Source organism: Capnocytophaga cynodegmi DSM 19736 (genome assembly GCF_000379185.1).
In the GTDB taxonomy this organism is placed as follows: Bacteria; Bacteroidota; Bacteroidia; order Flavobacteriales; family Flavobacteriaceae; genus Capnocytophaga; species Capnocytophaga cynodegmi.
The window spans coordinates 1-17,530 of the sequence record NZ_KB900739.1; the positions used below are offsets into that span (position 1 = coordinate 1).

Annotated in this window: 16 protein-coding genes; 12 read left to right on the forward strand and 4 right to left on the reverse strand. The window is 36.1% G+C overall.

The window, feature by feature from the left end:
• Positions 1–93: 93 nt before the first annotated feature.
• The 9 genes from YW9_RS0111725 to YW9_RS13755 are packed head-to-tail and all read left to right on the forward strand — an operon-like array spanning position 94 to position 8,020.
• Complete coding sequence (locus YW9_RS0111725; RefSeq protein ID WP_018280362.1) at positions 94–690, forward strand: superoxide dismutase; 597 nt, start codon at positions 94–96, stop codon at positions 688–690.
• Position 691: 1 nt separating this feature from the next.
• On the forward strand, positions 692–1,177 hold the full coding sequence (locus tag YW9_RS0111730) for a tetratricopeptide repeat protein (RefSeq protein WP_018280363.1): 486 nt from the start codon (positions 692–694) through the stop codon (positions 1,175–1,177).
• Positions 1,161–1,778, forward strand: coding sequence for a peroxiredoxin (locus YW9_RS0111735; protein ID WP_018280364.1), 618 nt, complete (start codon positions 1,161–1,163; stop codon positions 1,776–1,778). Before YW9_RS0111730 ends, YW9_RS0111735 begins: the two co-directional genes overlap by 17 nt.
• Before the next feature lies 1 nt (position 1,779).
• Positions 1,780–3,219: a leucyl aminopeptidase family protein gene (locus YW9_RS0111740; protein ID WP_018280365.1), complete on the forward strand. Its 1,440-nt coding sequence runs from the start codon at positions 1,780–1,782 to the stop codon at positions 3,217–3,219.
• The gene (locus YW9_RS0111745; protein ID WP_018280366.1) at positions 3,219–3,818 is read left to right on the forward strand and encodes a hypothetical protein; all 600 of its coding nucleotides are present in this window, start codon (positions 3,219–3,221) and stop codon (positions 3,816–3,818) included. The genes YW9_RS0111740 and YW9_RS0111745 overlap by 1 nt, the downstream gene beginning before the upstream one ends.
• Entirely contained in the window at positions 3,815–4,789 is a 975-nt protein-coding gene (locus YW9_RS0111750) for a ribonucleoside-diphosphate reductase small subunit (RefSeq protein ID WP_018280367.1), read from the forward strand. Before YW9_RS0111745 ends, YW9_RS0111750 begins: the two co-directional genes overlap by 4 nt.
• A gap of 39 nt (positions 4,790–4,828) precedes the next feature.
• Positions 4,829–5,410 (forward strand): peptide deformylase, encoded by a 582-nt coding sequence (gene def, locus YW9_RS0111755; protein WP_018280368.1) that lies wholly within the window; start codon positions 4,829–4,831, stop codon positions 5,408–5,410.
• 8 nt (positions 5,411–5,418) lie between these two features.
• Positions 5,419–7,752 (forward strand): ribonucleoside-diphosphate reductase subunit alpha, encoded by a 2,334-nt coding sequence (locus tag YW9_RS0111760; protein WP_018280369.1) that lies wholly within the window; start codon positions 5,419–5,421, stop codon positions 7,750–7,752.
• 28 nt (positions 7,753–7,780) lie between these two features.
• The gene (locus YW9_RS13755; RefSeq protein WP_018280370.1) at positions 7,781–8,020 is read left to right on the forward strand and encodes a hypothetical protein; all 240 of its coding nucleotides are present in this window, start codon (positions 7,781–7,783) and stop codon (positions 8,018–8,020) included.
• Positions 8,021–8,562: 542 nt separating this feature from the next.
• On the opposite strand, the gene YW9_RS0111770 is transcribed toward YW9_RS13755, so the two are convergent.
• Together YW9_RS0111770 and YW9_RS0111775 are read right to left on the reverse strand one after the other, a co-directional pair.
• Entirely contained in the window at positions 8,563–8,811 is a 249-nt protein-coding gene (locus tag YW9_RS0111770) for a hypothetical protein (RefSeq protein WP_018280371.1), read from the reverse strand.
• Between the two features lie 72 nt (positions 8,812–8,883).
• On the reverse strand, positions 8,884–9,576 hold the full coding sequence (locus tag YW9_RS0111775) for a ComF family protein (protein ID WP_026194016.1): 693 nt from the start codon (positions 9,574–9,576) through the stop codon (positions 8,884–8,886).
• A 145-nt stretch (positions 9,577–9,721) separates the two neighbouring features.
• On the opposite strand from YW9_RS0111775, the gene YW9_RS0111780 reads away from it, so the two are divergent.
• Positions 9,722–11,266 carry a glycine--tRNA ligase gene (locus tag YW9_RS0111780; protein ID WP_018280373.1) on the forward strand — a complete coding sequence of 515 codons (1,545 nt, stop codon included), beginning with the start codon at positions 9,722–9,724 and terminating at the stop codon, positions 11,264–11,266.
• A gap of 32 nt (positions 11,267–11,298) precedes the next feature.
• On the opposite strand, the gene YW9_RS0111785 is transcribed toward YW9_RS0111780, so the two are convergent.
• On the reverse strand, positions 11,299–12,447 hold the full coding sequence (locus YW9_RS0111785; protein WP_018280374.1) for a serine hydrolase domain-containing protein: 1,149 nt from the start codon (positions 12,445–12,447) through the stop codon (positions 11,299–11,301).
• 47 nt (positions 12,448–12,494) lie between these two features.
• Positions 12,495–14,954 carry a DUF5686 and carboxypeptidase regulatory-like domain-containing protein gene (locus tag YW9_RS0111790; RefSeq protein ID WP_018280375.1) on the reverse strand — a complete coding sequence of 820 codons (2,460 nt, stop codon included), beginning with the start codon at positions 14,952–14,954 and terminating at the stop codon, positions 12,495–12,497.
• A gap of 180 nt (positions 14,955–15,134) precedes the next feature.
• On the opposite strand from YW9_RS0111790, the gene YW9_RS0111795 reads away from it, so the two are divergent.
• The gene (locus tag YW9_RS0111795; RefSeq protein WP_018280376.1) at positions 15,135–16,439 is read left to right on the forward strand and encodes an anthranilate synthase component I family protein; all 1,305 of its coding nucleotides are present in this window, start codon (positions 15,135–15,137) and stop codon (positions 16,437–16,439) included.
• Between the two features lie 120 nt (positions 16,440–16,559).
• Positions 16,560–17,492 (forward strand): malate dehydrogenase, encoded by a 933-nt coding sequence (gene mdh, locus YW9_RS0111800; RefSeq protein ID WP_018280377.1) that lies wholly within the window; start codon positions 16,560–16,562, stop codon positions 17,490–17,492.
• Positions 17,493–17,530: the final 38 nt, after the last annotated feature.

Consider the following 17,530-nt stretch of genomic DNA (forward strand, 5'->3'; position numbering starts at 1 on the left):
AAATTATTATTTTTGCTAATCTAAATATAATAAAAAACTAATAATATTAAAAAACTAAAAACCAATAAACTAACTAATTTAATTGTAAGTAAAATGAAAATTAATCACACACTTCCAGAGCTTCCATACGATAAAAACGCTTTAAATCCGATTATTACCGAAGAAACTTTTGACTATCACTACGGGAAGCATCACGCTGCCTATGTAAACAACCTTGCTGGATTGGTAAAAGATACCGAATGGGTAGAAAAGGACATCGTGGACATCATCCGAAAAAGCCACGCCGAAAACAATGTAGCTATTTTCAACAATGCGGCTCAACATTGGAATCATTCCTTTTTTTGGAATTGCCTGTCGTCTGATGGCGGAAAAAATCCTACGGGAAAAATAGCCGAACTCATCCACCGCGATTTCGGAAGCTTTGAAAATTTTAAAGAACAATTCTCTACCACTGCCGTAAAATTATTCGGTGCTGGTTGGGCTTGGCTGGCTCAAAATCAGGAAGGAAAACTGGAAATTCTCCCAATGAAAGATGCTTTTACTCCTCTAACCGAAAACAAAACGCCTATTCTCACCCTTGATGTATGGGAACACGCTTACTATATTGATTACCGAAATGCAAGACCCAAATTCGTGGAAGGTTTCTGGGAATTGGTCAATTGGAATTTTGCTAACCAAAACCTAAAATAATATGAGTGATACTTGTGTAAATCATATCGAAAATTATTGGAAATTTTTGACAGAAGAAGCTAATAAATTTTTCGATGAAGGAAATTACGAACTTGCTTTAGACGGCTACCTAAACGCCTTATATAGAGCAGAAGTACTGAATAGCAATTTGCCGGATTGTGTGCGATTAAAAGTGCCTTTCATACAAGTATATACCATTTCGTGTTACAATTTGGCAAATTGTTATCAAGAAGTTAAGGATTTGAACAGAGCCGAAGAGATATTGCAAAAAGCAATATATTTTCTTTTGCATTTCTATCAGAAGGATTATCAAAAGGAAATCATTGAAAAAGAATTAAGAAAATCTATTCTCAATTACCTTAGTTTTACTCAAAAAAGTAATGTTAGAACATCAAAAATAGATGCTTTCTTGACTTATTTAAAAAATCAAACAACAAAAAATAATTTACAAAATATAAAAACATTTGATTATGTGCAATTCAATTAAAAAACTGATTCAGAGAGAACAATTACAACTCATTCAAAAAGGAATACTAAGTATTGGGGACAAATTACCTGAATTTACTAAAAAAGCCGTTATTTCTACAAAACAAGGCATAGAAATTTCTGAAATTACAAATAACTATGCAACGGAACAAGGAAAGTGGATGGTGCTTTTTTGGTGGCCCAAAGATTTTACTTTTGTCTGCCCAACAGAAATTGTAGAGTTCAATAAAAACAACGAAAAATTCGCAGAGAGAAATGCCTTGCTAATTGGTGCTTCAACTGATACTGAATATGTACATTTAGGGTGGAGACAAAATCATCCCCAATTAGCAGACCTTTCTATCCCAATGCTTGCTGATACTTCCAAATCTTTATCCGAAGAAATGGGAATTTTAAACTACGAAGAAAAAGTTGCTTATCGAGCTACTTTTATCATTGACCCACAAGGAATTATACAATGGGTGAGCGTTTATCCTATGAATGTAGGAAGAAATGTAGAGGAAGTACTTCGTGTATTAGATGCTCTCCAAACGGAAGAATTAACTGCTTGTGGATGGAAGGCAGGAGAACAAACACTCTCTCAACAATTAAAAAACCAATAAAATGACCGATAATCACCTTTATACAGAACTCAAACGATATACCCACAATTCACCATCTAAAAAAGGCACAATAATCCGATTTATTCGTAACGAAAAAGATTTACAGAAGATTGATATTCAAGAAAATTTAAAATCAGAAATTCGTCAATCATTCGACAAAAAAGAGAATAAACATTGGTGTCTTTGGCAAGAAGAAAAAAGTCTGCTGGTAGCCGTTTCTAAAGATGACTTAGAAGATTTAAGACAAATAGGTGCGAATGTTATAGGCTCATTACAGCCTTCCGCTGCCTCTCCCTCTACAGAAGTGGTATTCGAAAATATAGAAATGTTTTCCGAAAAAGAAACATACGCTCTCTTGGAAGGTATGTTGCTTAGCAGTTATCATTTTGACAAATATTTATCCAAGAAAAAAGATAGTAAAATCACGCTATTTATTTCAGAAACCGCAGTTTCAGAACAGCAATACAAGGAACTTAATATACTTCTCGAAGCCATTTCCCTCACCAAAAACGCAGTGAATGAACCTGCTAATTATATGGACGCACTCAAATTTTCAGAATGGACACAAGAAGCAGGTGAAAAATTCGGTTTTGAAACGGAAATTCTTCATAAAAAACAAATCGAAACCCTGAAAATGGGCGGTTTGCTTGGGGTAAATAAAGGTTCGGAAACACCACCCACTTTTAATATTATGCACTACAAACCGAAAAATGCAGTAAATAGTCAGCCATTAGTTTTGGTAGGCAAGGGCGTAATGTTCGATACGGGCGGTTACTCACTCAAAGTGGGTGGCGTAATGAGTACAATGAAATGCGATATGGCAGGTGGTGCAGCCGTTCTAGGAGCAATGTGTGCCATTGCAGGGAATCAATTACCTTATTATGCCATCGGTATTGTACCCGCTACGGATAATAAAATCAGTTCCAATGCCTTAGTGGTAGATGATGTGATTACCATAATGGACGGCACAACGGTAGAAGTGCAAAATACCGATGCCGAAGGACGGCTTGTACTCGCCGATGCACTGTGCTATGCGAAAAAATTCAACCCCGAATTGGTGATTGATGTGGCTACGCTCACAGGAGCTTCGGCGGCAATCACGGGCAGTTTTGGTATTGCAGGACTTTCCAACCACCAAGAAAGTATCGATGCTCTAAAATCCATTGGCGAAGAGGTTTATGAACGCATTGTACAGCTCCCTCTTTGGAAAGAATACGGCGAACTCATAAAATCTGATATTGCCGATCTTAAAAACATTGGTGGAACAATCGGCGGAGTCAGTACAGCAGCTAAATTTTTGGAACATTTTACCGATTACCCTTGGGTGCATCTCGACATTGCAGGAGCAGCTTTTCTCAAAGACAAAAAAGGCTATAAACAAAGCGGAGCAACCGCCGTTCCCGTAAGATTAATATATGAATTTGTAAAAAGTAAATGCTAATGAAAATCAAAAATTTATTTATCGTATTATTAGGTATAGGAAGTACATTGTTGTACTCTTGTAAAAATGAAAAATCATCTTTTGAACCCGTTGAAAATTCAGTAAAAGTAGAATGGACAGCATATAAAACTACCGACAAATTACCTGTAAAAGGAACTTTTGAATCGGTGGATTTAATTAATCTTTCTGAGGGAAAATCCGTTGAAAATTTTTTAAACAATGCCGAGTTTTCTATTAATGCCTTAAAGTTGTCAACAGGAGACCCTTCCAGAGATGAAAAAATTTTTAATTTTTTCTTCGGATTGATGAATGAAGCAGGAAAAATATCGGGAAAATTCATTTTTGAAAATCATCAATGGGCTATAAAGCTAAGAATGAATGGAATTAGTGTAAATAATATTCCAGCAGAAATTCAATTCAAAGATAATTTATTGAAGGTCAAATCTTCCATCGATTTAAAAGAATTTGAAGCTTTGAAAGCCTTAGAAGTGCTTAACTCAGTTTGTTTCGATTTGCATAAAGGTGCTGATAGAATAAGTAAGGTATGGGAAAATATTGATATACAAGCATCTGTAAAATTAAAAGAAGCTAAAAAATGATTACCGAACCTCTTTTAATAGAAAACAAAGACCGCTTTGTCATTTTTCCTATACAGCACAATGATATTTGGCAATTCTACAAAAACGCCGAAGCCAGTTTCTGGACGGCAGAAGAAGTAGATTTATCCCCCGATCTCCACGATTGGCAAAACAAACTCAATGATAACGAACGATTTTTCATCTCGCGGGTGTTGGCGTTTTTTGCCGCCAGCGATGGCATCGTCAATGAAAACCTTGCCATCAACTTCCTCCAAGAAGTGCAATATCCTGAGGCACGATGTTTCTACGGATTTCAAATTATGATTGAAAACATCCATTCCGAAATGTACTCGCTCCTCATCGATACTTATGTAAAAGACCCTACCGAAAAAGACTATTTGCTTCGTGCCATCGAAACCATTCCGTGCGTTACCAAAAAAGCAAAATGGGCGTTGCGATGGATTACCAAAGGAAGTTTTGCCGAGCGACTCATCGCCTTTGCTGCCGTGGAAGGTATCTTCTTTTCAGGAAGTTTTTGCTCTATTTTCTGGCTCAAAAAACGCGGACTGATGCCCGGGCTTACCTTCTCTAACGAACTCATCAGTAGGGACGAAGGTTTGCACTGCGATTTTGCTTGCTTACTCTATGCCAATCACCTACAAAACAAACTTTCGGAAGAAACCGTAAGAGAAATTATCGTAGATGCCGTTACCATCGAAAAAGAATTTGTTACCGATGCACTCCCTGTGAAACTCATTGGGATGAATGCCGAACTGATGTGCCAATACATTGAGTTTGTTGCCGATAGATTGCTCGTTGCCTTGGGCTGTAATAAAGTATGGAACGCCACCAATCCGTTTGATTTTATGGAACTTATTTCTTTGCAAGGAAAAACCAATTTCTTTGAACGGCGTGTGGGTGAATATCAAAAAACAGGCGTAGCACAAAGCAGTAGCGAACAAAACGCTTTTTCACTGGATGAAGATTTTTAAGTAATTGTTAATTAACAATTAATCATTAACCATTAAAAAATGAAACTCCCCATTTTTGCTTACGGAAACAATGTGCTGAAGACTAAGGCAGAAGCTGTAACACCCGATTTTCCCAATTTGAACAAACTCATCGACAATATGTGGGAAACGATGGAAAAAGCCAATGGCTGTGGATTGGCAGCACCACAAGTGGGTAAATCTTTGCGGTTGTTCGTTGCCGATTCAAAGGTGCTTTACGATGTGATGAACGAGGACGAACGAGCCGAACTTTTTGAACCCAACGATACAGGTATTCGGCGGGTGTTTATCAATCCGCAAATAAAAAATCTTTCCGAAGAACAATGGGAAGAAGCAGAAGGCTGTTTGAGTTTGCCCTTTTTATCAGGAAAAGTAGCCCGTTCGTGGTCGGTGGAATTGAGCTATCAAAACGAACAATTTGAAACCATCACCCAAACTTTTAGCGGAATGACCGCACGCGTGATTCTCCACGAATACGACCACTTGGAAGGCATTCTCTACATTGACCGAGTGAAACCCTTGGCGAAAAAACTGATGCAATCCAAACTCCAAAAACTATTGAAAGGAAATCTAGTTCCTGCTTATGCTATGAAATTCAAATAAAAAAAGAAATGTTTGTAATAAAGAGAAACGGAAAAAAAGAAGCCGTTCATTTTGATAAAATTACGGCTCGTATTCATAAACTTATCTACGGCTTATCGATTTCGGAAAAAGATGTAATTGAAATTGCTAAAAAAGTCATTCAAGGGATTTACGACAATGTTACCACTACCGAACTGGACAACCTTGCGGCAGAAACCGCCGCCGCACAAACTACCATTCACCCTGATTTTTCGGTCTTGGCGGCACGCATCGCCGTGAGCAATTTGCACAAAAACACTCTCAAATCGTTTTCAAAAACCGCTCAATTGCTCTACGAATACACCGACCCCATAACCCAAACCCACGCACCTCTCATCTCCGAAGAAATTTATAAAATCATTCGTAAAAACGCCGATGAACTCGACAGCAGTGTCATCTACGACCGTGATTACAATTTTGATTACTTCGGATTCAAAACCTTGGAGCGTTCCTACCTCATTCGCACCAACGGAAAGGTAACCGAACGCCCACAACACCTCTTTATGCGTGTAGCCTTGGGTATTCACAAAGAGGATATTCAGGCGGCCATCGAAACTTACAACCTGATGAGCGAAAAATGGTTTATCCACGCCACGCCAACGCTCTTCAATGCGGGTACGCCCAAACCGCAAATGTCGTCGTGCTTCCTACTCAGTATGACCGAAGACAGTATCGCAGGGATTTTCGACACCCTCAAACGCTGTGCTTTGATTTCGCAATCGGCGGGTGGTATTGGTGTGAGCATTCATAACATTCGTTCCACGGGGAGCTATATCAAAGGTACAGGCGGAATTTCCAACGGCATTATTCCGATGCTTCGCGTGTTCAATGATACGGCTCGTTATGTAGATCAAGGTGGAGGCAAACGCAAAGGTGCCATTGCCGTTTATATAGAGCCGTGGCACTCGGATATTTTTGATTTTATTGATATTCGTAAAAATCACGGTAAGGAGGAAATGCGTGCAAGGGATTTATTTCCTGCCCTTTGGATTCCCGACCTCTTTATGCAACGCGTAGAAGCCGACCAAATGTGGTCACTCTTTGACCCCAACGAAGCCCAAGGGCTGTACGATGTGTATGGCGAAAAATTCAACGAACTTTATACTACTTACGAAAACGAAGGAAAATTTCGCAAGCAAATCAAAGCACGCGAACTTTGGACAGCCATTCTCGAAGCTCAAATCGAAACCGGTACACCTTATATGTGCTACAAAGATGCCGTGAATGAAAAATCAAACCAAAAGAACATTGGTACGATACGAAGCTCCAACCTCTGCACCGAAATAATGGAATACACCAATGCTGATGAGGTGGCGGTGTGCAATTTGGCTTCCTTGGCTTTGCCTCGCTATGTTTCGGACAAGGGCTTTGATTTTCAAAAACTCTATGAAGTAACCAAAATCGTTACGCGAAATCTCAACAAAATCATTGACGGAAATTATTATCCCATTCCCGAAACCAAAACTTCTAATGACCGCCACCGTCCGATAGGTTTAGGTGTGCAAGGATTGGCAGATGTGTTTTTACTTCTTCGTTTGCCCTTTGAAAGCCCAGAAGCACGAAAGCTCAATAAGGATATTTTTGAGACCATTTATTTTGCTTCGATGGAAGCCTCGATGGAATTGGCAAAGGAGCAAGGAGCGTACAGTTCGTTTGCGGGTTCGCCTCTTTCGGAAGGAAAATTTCAGTTTGATTTATGGCAAGTAGCCCCTTCTGACCGCTGGGATTGGGAAAAACTTCGCAACGAAGTGATGACCCACGGCATACGCAATTCGCTCCTTTTAGCACCGATGCCCACCGCCTCTACTTCGCAGATTTTGGGCAACAATGAGTGCTTTGAGCCTTACACCAGTAATATTTATAACCGCCGTGTGCTTTCGGGTGAATTTGTGGTGGTCAATAAATTCTTACTCAAAGACCTCATCGAATTGGGCTTGTGGAACCCCACGATGAAAAACAAGCTCATCGCCGAAAATGGCTCGGTGCAAAACATTCCTGAAATCCCCACCGAGCTGAAAGAATTGTACAAAACCGTTTGGGAAATCAAGCAAAAAACCATTATTGATATGGAGGCAGACCGCGGGGCTTTTATTTGTCAGTCGCAGTCGCTCAACCTCTTTATGGCAGAGCCGAATTTTGCAAAGCTCACCTCAATGCACTTCCACGCGTGGAAAAGCGGACTGAAAACGGGTATGTACTACCTCCGTACCAAAGCCGCCGTAGATGCCATCAAATTTACCGTAGATACGCAGATGCTTTCAGGACAATCACAAGCAGCTTGCTCACTAGACAACCCAGAGGAATGCCTAGCGTGTGGAAGTTGATAAGTTAAGTTTATTTTCAATATAAAAAATGGAAAACCAATTAAATAACGATTCTATAATTTCTTTGGAAGAAAAGAAACTTACAATTCGAGAAGTTTATTCTCAATTAGATAAAGAAGTAAGTATTGAAAAAAACATTTCTTTTGGAGAACAATTTGAGGTTTTAGTTGCGTATGTAGATTTTTTGATTCAGACGGATTTCAACAAGCTCATTAGCATACTTTATCGGGTAGATGTCTCGGAAGAAAAACTCAAAATAGCCTTGTAAGAAAATGACAACACGCCCATCAGTAGGGTCATCGCTACGATACTTTTGAAGCGAGAGCTAGAAAAACGGAAGTGGAGAACTTTGTATAAACAAAAGCGTAAATATGAGTGAATCTAAAGAACTAACGATTAAGAACAAAGTAATTTCATTAAAATAAGAGATGATTGTACATATATTTTTTACTTATTCAAAATAATTTAGGGGCGTGATCTTTTATTTCCATAGTTACATTTTGGTTTAATTGTATTTGAGATAGCCTTACTTCCTAACCTTTTGAAAGAGGTAGAAAAATTTTGCCTATTTTTAAATAGTTCATACCTTTACAACATTGATTTACAAAGCAAAACAAGTAAAATCAATGAAATTAGTTCTACTACTAAATCGTTGCCTTATATACTTTGAAAAATAAGTAACTTTTTGATAATGAAAATTATATAAATTTAGTTGGATTTTTATCCAAAAAATATTAGATGTTAATGCAAAAAAGAATCTCAGCAAGTAGCCGAGATTCCTTCATTAAATTTAAAAAATAAATGGAAAAGTTATTTTTTCTCTTTTTTATTTTTCTTACAACAAGATTTTTTACTTTCTTTCGAGCAAGATTTTTCGTCTTTGCTACATTCTTTTTTACCTTCCTTATTTTTGCAGCAAGATTTTTTCTCCTTTTCTTGTTTTATCCCGTCTTTTTCCTGTACAATTTGTACTTCTTGATTGAAACTTATCACTTGAGCATTTGCATTGAAAGCAAACATCAAAAAGGCAACTGCCATCATTTTTAAAGTGTTCTTCATCTTTTTTAAAATTAAATTAATATCAAAATTACCTATTATCTTTTTACTTAGATTTTATTTTTACTAAAAGGTTTAATTGTGTAATAAAGAATAAGCCATTGTTGCTAAGCCAATTTTTACATTTTTTATTTTAACTAATTGATTATAACAACTTTCAATGGTTGCTCCTGTGGTAATTAAATCATCTACAAGTAAGATGTTTTTTCCTTCCAGTTTTTGTGTATTTTGTATAGCAAAAATATCTTTACTATCATTAAAACGAGACCATAAATCTTTCTTAGTTTGTGAGGTATTTGTTTTAATCTTTATAAGTACATCATCAACATATTCCACCTGCAAAATTCGAGCCAAAGTTTTTCCAAAGAGAGCTACTTGATTGTATCCACGTTTACTTAACTTGCTTTTATGTAGAGGGACAGGAACAACAACATTGGCTTTTTGGAAATCTGGTATGTTTTTTATTTTTTCGCCGAGCCAATTTCCTAACCAAGTGCCAATTTCTTCTTTACCTTTGTATTTTAATTGATGGATTAAATTCTGTACAACGCTATCCTTGTGAAAATAGAAAAGTGAAGTAGCACAAAACAAATCACACTGACCGTAAAGGCGTTTCGTTATTCGATTCTCTTTTTGTAAATGCATTTGTGTTTCAATAAGTTTTCCTCTGCAAGAAATGCATAAAAAAGATTCTTTACGATTCAATATACAGCCACATCCTATGCAATAGTCTGGCAATATTACGGAAAGTAAATCTGAAAAAATCATAGTAAATGATTTATTTTCAGCCAAAGGTAGATATTTTTTGAGATATTTCGTTACCTTTGCCGTTATAATCAGTGTGATTGCTAAAAATAATCTGATATATATTTGAAAATTAGATGATTAATTGAGTAATTTTGTTGTTAAAACTATGATAAATCAAGAGGATTTTTTTAAAAAAGTGATTTCTCACGCAAAAGAATACGGATATATATTCCAATCAAGTGAAATTTATGATGGGCTAAGTGCCGTTTATGATTATGGGCAAAATGGTGTTGAGCTGAAAAAAAATATCCGTGAGTATTGGTGGAAAGCAATGGTGCAAATGAACGAAAACATTGTAGGAATTGATGCTGCCATCTTTATGCACCCCACCACGTGGAAAGCGTCAGGACACGTAGATGCATTCAATGACCCTTTAATCGATAATAAAGATTCTAAAAAGAGATACCGAGCGGATGTTTTGGTAGAAGATTATGTTGCCAAAATTGAAGCCAAAATTGAAAAAGAGGTAGCGAAAGCCGAAAAACGTTTTGGAGAAGCCTTTGATAAAGAGCAGTTTATCACAACCAATGCTCGTGTAGTTGAATATAAAAACCAAGCTGATGCTATTTTGAAACGTTTGGCAAAATCGCTTGAAAATGAAGATTTAGCAGATGTAAAAGCCTTAATTGAAGAACTGGAAATTGCTTGTCCTGAATCGGGTTCAAAAAATTGGACAGACGTAAAGCAATTCAACTTGATGTTCGGAACAAAACTGGGGGCAACTGCCGATACTGCAATGGACTTGTACCTTCGCCCTGAAACAGCACAAGGGATTTTTGTTAATTTCTTGAACGTACAAAAAACAGGGCGTATGAAAATTCCGTTTGGAATTGCTCAAACTGGAAAAGCTTTTCGTAATGAGATAGTTGCACGTCAGTTTATTTTCCGTATGCGTGAGTTTGAACAAATGGAAATGCAGTTTTTCATCAAACCAGGAACTCAAAAAGAATGGTACGAACATTGGAAAGAAGCTCGACTCAAATGGCATTTGTCATTAGGAATGGGCAGCGAAAATTATCGTTTCCACGACCACGAAAAATTAGCACATTATGCCGATGCAGCTTGTGATATTGAATTCCGTTTTCCATTTGGTTTCAAGGAGTTAGAAGGAATCCACTCCCGTACTGATTTCGATTTAGGAAACCACGAAAAATATTCAGGGAAAAAATTACAATATTTTGACCCTGAAGAAAATAAAAGTTACGTTCCGTATGTGTTGGAAACCTCCATCGGACTAGACAGAATGTTCTTGGCGGTGTTTTCAAATTCTTTACAAGAAGAAACCTTGGAAGGTGGCGACACACGTACTGTACTTCGTCTTCCTTTTGTATTGGCTCCTACCAAAGTAGCTGTACTTCCGTTACTTAAAAAAGATGGACTACCAGAAATTGCTCGTGAAATTATAGATGAACTAAAATTCGATTTTAGTGTTTCTTACGATGAGAAAGATGCTGTTGGGCGTCGTTATCGTAGGCAAGATGCGGCTGGAACGCCTTTCTGTATTACCGTTGACCACCAAACAAAAGAAGACCAGACGGTTACGTTGCGTCATCGCGATACGATGGAGCAAGTTCGTATTCCAATATCAGAGCTAAGAAGTGTTATTTCTAAAGAAGTAGATATGCGGAATTGGTTACAGAAAATAAAATAGAAAATAAAAAGAGACTTTTGAAAGTCTCTTTTTTAATACCCAAAATCTAAATATTCTGCTCCTTCTAAGATGAAGTCAGTTATTCGTTGTAAGTAAATGTCAATCTGAGGATTAGTTACGTTAAAAAGCATTGTAACAACTACTTGTTCCTGCGGATAAACGTAAAACCAAGCATATCCTCCAACGCCATTTCCGATGTGTCCATAATAAGGACGTCCATTCCAGTCTTTACTTGACTGCCATCCAATGCTATATCCCGTTTCGTTATCGTCATCGATACATAAAGACGTTAACATTTCACTTTCAGTTTCTTGTGAGAGAAAGTCGTGGCAAATAACAACATTTCCTAATTTGGCAATGTCTTCAGAAGTCGATAAGAATCCTCCACCAGCAAGTTTATAATAATTGTGAACCATAGCAGTAGGTTTAAATTCTTTTTTGGAACCTGAATAAGGAATAGCCTCATTTTTAATTATCTTACCCTTGTCGGGGAAAGTATTGTTCATATTCAAAGGTTTAAGAACCTCTTCTGAGGCAATATCTTCAAATTTTTTGTTCAAACAGCGTTCCATCGCTAAAGAAATTAAATTCCAGTTGAAACTGCTGTACAGATATTTTGTACCAGGAGCAAATTCCAAAATGTCATTTTTAAAGAAATCAATTCCTTCTTCAATGGAGAGAGGTTTGTTATTAACCATTTCATTCCCTTTGTAACTGCGGATTCCTGCAATATGTCCTCCTAATTGTTTGATAGTGAAGTCAAAAGGTTTTTTGGGGAAATCAGGAACATATTCGTAAAGTGATAAATTCCAGTCGAATTCTTTTTTATCTTGCAAACGAGCAAGAACCACCGCGGACAAGGGTTTGGAGACACTCGCTACTCGAAATAATGTTTTCTGTGGTTCGATGCTTTTTTTCTTCTCAATATCCGCATATCCATATCCTTTTTGCCAAATCACGTGATTTTGCTTAGTGATAGTTACAGAAACTCCTGGAATTCGTTTTTCTTGTAACAGGAAATGTATGATTTTCTCTGCAGACTCTCGAGCTTCTTCAAAAGAAGTTACTTCGGAAGGATTTTTTCTAAAAACTTCAATATCAGAAAGAGGTTTATTCTGTCCGAAAAGTGATTGAAAAAAAGATAAAATGCTTGAAAACAAGAGAATATATTTTAAATTCATTGATAAAGTTATGAAAACGTCGCAAAAGTAATAAAATAAATTTCAATTTAAAACGTCAGTCCGAACATAAACCCATCGCTAAGAAAATTACCCTGATAAGCTCGAACATATTCTACACGAAGGAAACGAACCATTCCCCATCCTATATTTTCCAACCCGAGAGTAAATTCTTGGTAAGGTTTTGACCCTTGACTATTAATTTGATGAAATCCAGCAGTAAAATGCCATTGTAACTTATTAAAAAGAGGGATTTTGTTTGAAATGTAGCCATTAAAACGATGTCGTATGTGTGTTTCTATATAATTTTTATTCGTGGAATGTGAATAATAGGGAAGTAAATAGAAAGAGTTGTTAGGGTCTTCTTCTAGCTGTATGTATGTCAGATTTCCATTAAAATGTTTATAATCAATGAAGCTAATGTCTTTAGCATTAAAAAATGCACCACTCCGCATATTAATGTAAAGATTTCCCTTATTGTCAAAAGAAGGTGTGTATTTCATTCGTCCTTCCAAATGCTGATATTGCGAGGATTTTTCACTGGCACTGAATGCATTGGTAAAGTTCAGATGAAATGAAGGATAGGGATTATCGTAATTATAAATGCGACGTTTTGGTAAGGAGGTGTAAGTTCTATTGATATAAAAATCAGCATTTACAGAAAATTTAGTAACATAATGTTTCTCAAAGCTTTGTTTATAATCATAGGGCAATAATGGGTTATTAGAGGTATAGGGTTTGCTTTTCCTTGACCAAGTGTAATCCGTATTGTTAAACAATGGTTTACGCTGACTGAAAGAAAAACTTCCAGAAAGATTTATGTCTTTCGAAATATCTTGTCCGTACGAAATACCGAAAAACTCATCGTTGTATACTTTCATATAATTATCTTTGAAATACAAAGAAGTAATTTGGTTAACAGCTCCTGAAATAGGATTTTGGCGGTTGAATTGTCTGGCTCGTACACCTCCCCAAATTTGAAGTGTTGCATTATTGATACGATTGAATCTTCTGTTAATTTCACCTGTGATACGAAGTCGATTTTCAGCAAAACTATATTCCAAATCAGTGTAAATATTTGTTGCAGCAAAGGTTTCTCTATTGGATTTACGGAGTGAAAAACCAGAGCCTAAAAACAATCCTTGTACAGTGTTGAACCCAATGCTCATTGGATCTATCAATCCATTGTAAGATAAGGAAATACCTTTTGATTTTTTTCTGTAACTATATCCTGAGAAAATATCCCAAAATCCGAATTTGTTTTGTTTACTTTCCACTGAATCGATATATTTTTCAGACGAACGTACCAACTCAATACTATCTTTTTTGATGTAATTTTTCGTTTCTTCCTCAGTGAGTGGAATTTGGCGATATTTCTGCCAAAACAGGCTATCTTTTTTATTGGCATTGTCAGAAAAGCTCCGAATTTCTCCTCTAAATTCTTTTTTATCAAAAGTTTCCTTAAAAAGGTAATTGCTGTAAACATAAGAGAAAATCCCTTCCAGTTCAATCATAAGTATCTTAGCTTTCAAATCAATGGTTTGCAGATTTTTATGCCAAATTCTTTCTTTTTCACTATAACTGAAATTCTGAACCAAACGAAGCTCTTTAATTGCAGGATTTTGCATACGATAGCCTTTAAGAATAACCTCTACACCATAAATTGCCCAAGAATCTTCTACAATATAGATATAGCCTTCAAAAACAGGCTCTTTATCACGTTTGGGGATTAATTTTACTTTATTGATTAATCGATTTTTATCATCATAAAAAGTACTTTCTAATTGAAATTTGTAGTAAGCAAACGCAGCATCGGCAATAGGTGATATTATTTTGGCTTCAAAATTGAGGTATTCGTCGTAAAAATCAAAATTAGCTTCGGCTGCAGTATTGATACTGAATCCGTTACTGTTTCCTGCTACTTTTGAGGCAACGATGTGTTCTTTTACTTTATTAGGTTTTTCAAATTTTATTTTTGAAATAGTTTCCGACTGATATACAATTCCCGAACGGATAGAATCTAAACTTCCTCCCAAATCTCCTACTTCTTGACCTAAAATCTTTTTAGGAACGTTTTTCATTCGAAAGAAACCTTTGGAATAGAAATCGGCTTCAAATCGGTCAGTTTTTTGGCTGTTTTTAGCTCGATTTTTTATTGCATTACGAATTATAGCATTTGCTGGGTTTTCTTTATTGCTGACAATCACTTCACTAAGTTGAAAGCTCTCTTCCAAAAGAGTTATGTTTAACTCGTATGGAAAGTGGTCGATATCAATTTGTTTTCTTTCTAATTTGTATCCTAAAGACTGAAAAACAAGGGTCAATTTTTTGTTTTGTGTATTTAATATGTAATCGCCTTTTTCGTTGGTAGTTGTTCCAATAGTTCCGTTTTCCTGATAGATGTTCACAAACGCAATGGGGTGGTTATCTTTATCAGTAACTTTGCCTTTTATTTGAGAAAAAGATGTAAAGGTCACAAAAAATAAAAGGAAAAAAGTTAATTTCTTCATTATTTATCAAAAAGTTTAGGTCGAAAATTGGGCAAATATAGAAATAAATGTAAAGAATCAAAAAAAATACGTACTTTTGCGTAATCAATTTAAGAGTTTCATTGTCAATATATAGCAGTTAATACATATATGCTGAAAAATATTGAAAAAAGCAGATTTTAAAAATCAAACTTTCAAAAAATGCGTGTTGAAAAGAAATTTCAGATAGATTCTTTAAAAAATATAAAAAAGAAGGCTTTATTTTGGGCAAATTCTTTACAAACTAATGTGATTTGGTTGGATTCCAATCAATATCCAGACAAGTATCGGCAGTTTGAAGCCGTTTTAGCATTTTTTCCTCATAAAATTTTGGAAAAATACGAAACCAAAGGAGCATTTGAGGCCTTGAAGTCTTTTATTGATGCTACAAACGACTATATTTTTGGCTATTTGTCTTATGATTTAAAAAATGATGTCGAGAATTTACAATCTGAGAATTTTGACGGACTTAAATTTCCTGAATTATATTTTTTTCAGCCTCAAAAAATAGTTTTTTTTCAGGAAGATTACCTTATTTTTAGTTATTTAGAAAACGTTTCTGAAGAAATTGATAGTGATTTTGAGCAAATTTGTATATTTTCTGAAGAATCAATCCATAAGGATACGGATTTTTCACAAAAAAAACAGGTTACTGCACGAATTTCAAAAGAAGATTATGTACAACAGGTTGGGAAAATGCAAAAACATATAGCTCGAGGTGATATTTACGAGGCTAATTTCTGTCAAGAGTTCTACATACAAAATATTGATATTGAGCCACTTTTTGTTTATGAGAAGCTCAATCATATTTCGGAGCCACCTTTTGCAAGTTTTTTTAAATTCGACGGAAAATATGTGTTATCAGCATCTCCTGAGCGTTATTTACAGCGAAATGGGAATATGGTTATTTCTCAACCTATTAAAGGAACCGCAAGGCGTTCTGAAAATCAGGAAGAAGATAGAAAACTTTGCTCAGATTTAGAGCGAAATCCGAAGGAACGTTCTGAAAATGTGATGATTGTTGATTTGGTCAGAAATGATTTATCACTTTATGCCGAAAAAGCAAGTGTGAAAGTTACAGAATTATGTAAACCATACACTTTCAAACAGGTACATCAACTTATTTCTACCATTGAAACGAGAGTAAAAGAAGGAACACACTCTGTTGATGTAATTCGTTCTACCCTTCCGATGGGAAGTATGACGGGAGCTCCCAAAATTTCGGCAATGCAAATCATTGAAAATCTTGAATCTACTAAGCGTGGTGCATACAGCGGAGCCATAGGTTATTTCACTGCCAATAATGATTTTGATTTCAATGTGGTGATTCGTAGTATTTTGTATAATTCTGAAAATAAGTATCTTTCCTTTTCGGTAGGGAGTGCTATTACTGCCCAATCTGTTCCCCAAAAAGAATACGAAGAATGTTTGGTAAAAGCCAATGCAATGCGTAAGGTATTGGAATAGATTTGCTTTTGATTGATGACGTAAAAAATACTAAATTTCTGTTGTTTTGTTTATCAAAAAATTGTACCTTTGAAGCTCGTAAGGTGTAGAGAATATAACATAATAAAAAATATATAAAATATGAAAGTAACAGTAGTAGGTGCAGGAGCCGTTGGAGCAAGTTGTGCTGAGTACATTGCAATTAAGAATTTTGCTTCAGAGGTAGTTTTAGTAGACATTAAAGAAGGTTTTGCTGAAGGTAAAGCAATGGATTTGATGCAAACAGCTCCTCTTAACGGGTTTGACACACGAATTGTAGGAGCAACAAACGATTATTCAAAAACAGCAGGAAGTGATGTTGCAGTTATTACTTCGGGAATTCCGCGAAAACCAGGTATGACTCGTGAAGAACTTATCGGTACAAACGCTAATATTGTAAAGTCGGTAGTAGAGCAATTGGTTAAATATTCACCAAATGTGATTGTGATTGTGGTAAGTAACCCGATGGATACTATGACGTATTTGGTAAGAAAAGCTACCAATCTACCGAAAAATTGCATTATTGGAATGGGAGGAGCTTTGGATAGTGCTCGTTTCAAATATCGTTTGGCAGAGGCTTTGGAATGCCCACTTTCAGATGTAGACGGAATGGTAATTGCAGCTCATAGTGATACAGGAATGCTTCCTTTAACACGTTTGGCAACACGTAATGGAGTGCCAGTTTCAGAGTTTTTGAGCGAAGACAAATTAGCCAATGTGGCTCAAGAAACAAAAGTAGGAGGTGCTACTTTAACAAAATTGTTAGGAACTTCAGCTTGGTACGCTCCAGGTGCTGCAGTTTCAGCTTTAGTTCAGGCAATTGCGTGTGACCAGAAAAAAATGTTCCCTTGTTCAGTAGTTCTTGAAGGAGAATATGGGCAAAATGATATTTGCTTAGGAGTTCCTGTAATCATCGGCAGAAATGGAGTTGAAAAAATCGTTGAAATCAAATTGAACGATGCTGAAAAGGCTAAATTTCAAGAGAGTGCTAACGCTGTAAGAGAGGTTAATAAAGATTTGAATAGCGTTTTATAGTATAATCATACAAAAATAGATTGAAAGTTAAGGCTGCC